This window comes from Tabrizicola sp., assembly GCF_051645465.1.
Classification (GTDB): Bacteria; Pseudomonadota; Alphaproteobacteria; order Rhodobacterales; family Rhodobacteraceae; genus Tabrizicola.
In genome coordinates, this window is record NZ_JBOFBI010000226.1 from 1 (window position 1) to 1,554 (window position 1,554).

Here is a 1,554-nt window from a genome sequence, read left to right on the forward strand (position 1 = left end):
GGCCTCATGGCCCGCATCGTCGCCACCATCATGCGCTTCCCGCCGGAGGGCACCGACATCCCCCTGACCGTCACGATGGAGCGGCACAAAGATAGCGAACGCTGGACCCGCAACTTCAACGGCCGCTGCTTCCAGTCCACCCTCAGCTGGCACAACGGCCGCCTGACCGAACGCTTCGGCGCGCTGACCTTCACCATTGCGCTGCGCGCCGCAGACGGTGAACTGCGCTACCCCGTCACCCAAGGCTGGTTCCTCGGCATCCCCCTGCCACGCTGGGCGCTACCCCGCAGCGACACGACCGAGGCCACCGACGGCCCGCACTCCACGTTCGACGTGGCCTTAAGCCTGCCCCTCATCGGGCCAATCGTTCGCTATCAAGGCTGGCTCGCCCCCGCCTGCACAATTCCTGCTGAACTGCTGCAGGGCGGGCCTGCGATCACAAAGGCATCCTGACCCCGCACCACATTGCGAGGATCACATGCACATCACCCACCGCCTCTTCGCCGCCACACTCATCGCCATGTCCGGCGCATCGGTCATGGTCGCGATGACCACGCCGGGCCACATCGACCCCGAACTCCTGCTGCCCGCCGCCTGCGGGGCCTTCATCGCAGGCGCGATCAGCGCACCGCTCTTCGGCCATCCCGCGCGTCAGGGGGCGGTCATGGCCGCGATCGGTGCGATCTTCGCCACCGCACTCGGGGCTGCCGCAGCGGGTCTTGGGCTGGCACTGGTCGCCGCGGACCCGGTCTTCTTCCTGATTGCGCCCGTCATGGTCGGGGCCAGCATCCTGGCGATGCCCCATGTCCTGCTGGTCTGGGTCGGCACCATGGCGGGGGCGCATCTGGTGATGCTGTTCCTGCGCAGCATCCCCGATTGGGTTGACTGAGCCCTATTCGCGGAAAAACCGGCTGTCCTTGATCTGGTCCCAGGCCCAGACCACTTCCTGTAGCCGGTCCTCGTCACTGCGGTCCCCCGCATTCATGTCAGGATGAAGATCCTTCACCAGGCTCTTGTATTGCTTGCGAATTTCCGCCTTGGTCCAAGTATCCCGCGCATCCAGCACTTCCAGCGCCTTGCGCTCCGTCGGCGGCAGCTTGCGCGTCGCCGCCGCAGGCCCACGCCCCGGATTCTGCGTGGCATTCGCCCCCAGCAGCTCCATCGGGTCATCCACACCCAGCCGCTGCCACGCGCGCCCGTCATCCTTCTGGCTGAAGGGCTTCGTCTCGCGCCCCCAGACCCGGTCCTTTTCGAGAAACTTCTGGAACTCCTCGTCGGTCGTGCCGTTGAAGAAGTTCCACTTCAGATTGTACTCGCGCACATGGTCCTTGCAGAACCAGTAGTATTCATCCAGCAGCTCCGGCGATTTCGGCGCGCGGTAGGCCCCGGCCTCCTTGCAGCCCGGATATTCGCAGCCCTTGTTCGAGGTCTCGAACGCACCCGAAAACCCGCGCCGCCCGGTCTTGCGGCGTTTTTTGTCAGCACTCGCGCTGATGTCGAACTCAAAAGGGGGACGATTGCTCATGGCTGGCCTTTCCGACTCGGACGCGAGAG

3 protein-coding genes are annotated in these 1,554 nt (G+C 65.3%); 2 read left to right on the forward strand and 1 reads right to left on the reverse strand.

Annotated elements, in window-relative coordinates:
* Together ACRCSW_RS14950 and ACRCSW_RS14955 are read left to right on the forward strand one after the other, a co-directional pair.
* The coding region (locus tag ACRCSW_RS14950) for a DUF4166 domain-containing protein (protein ID WP_438706337.1) at positions 1 to 453 on the forward strand (453 nt) is incomplete at its 5' end.
* 25 nt (positions 454 to 478) lie between these two features.
* On the forward strand, positions 479 to 889 hold the full coding sequence (locus ACRCSW_RS14955; RefSeq protein WP_438706339.1) for a hypothetical protein: 411 nt from the start codon (positions 479 to 481) through the stop codon (positions 887 to 889).
* Between the two features lie 3 nt (positions 890 to 892).
* Here ACRCSW_RS14955 and ACRCSW_RS14960 read toward each other — a convergent pair whose 3' ends face one another.
* Positions 893 to 1,525, reverse strand: a complete 633-nt coding sequence (locus ACRCSW_RS14960; protein WP_438706341.1) for a DnaJ domain-containing protein — start codon at positions 1,523 to 1,525, stop codon at positions 893 to 895.
* Positions 1,526 to 1,554: the final 29 nt, after the last annotated feature.

Bases quoted from the DNA above. Each gene is read 5' to 3' on its own strand.
- ACRCSW_RS14955 (WP_438706339.1), top strand. From the start codon at position 479: ATGCACATCACCCACCGCCTCTTCGCCGCCACACTCATCGCCATGTCC.
- ACRCSW_RS14960 (WP_438706341.1), bottom strand. From the start codon at position 1,525: ATGAGCAATCGTCCCCCTTTTGAGTTCGACATCAGCGCGAGTGCTGAC.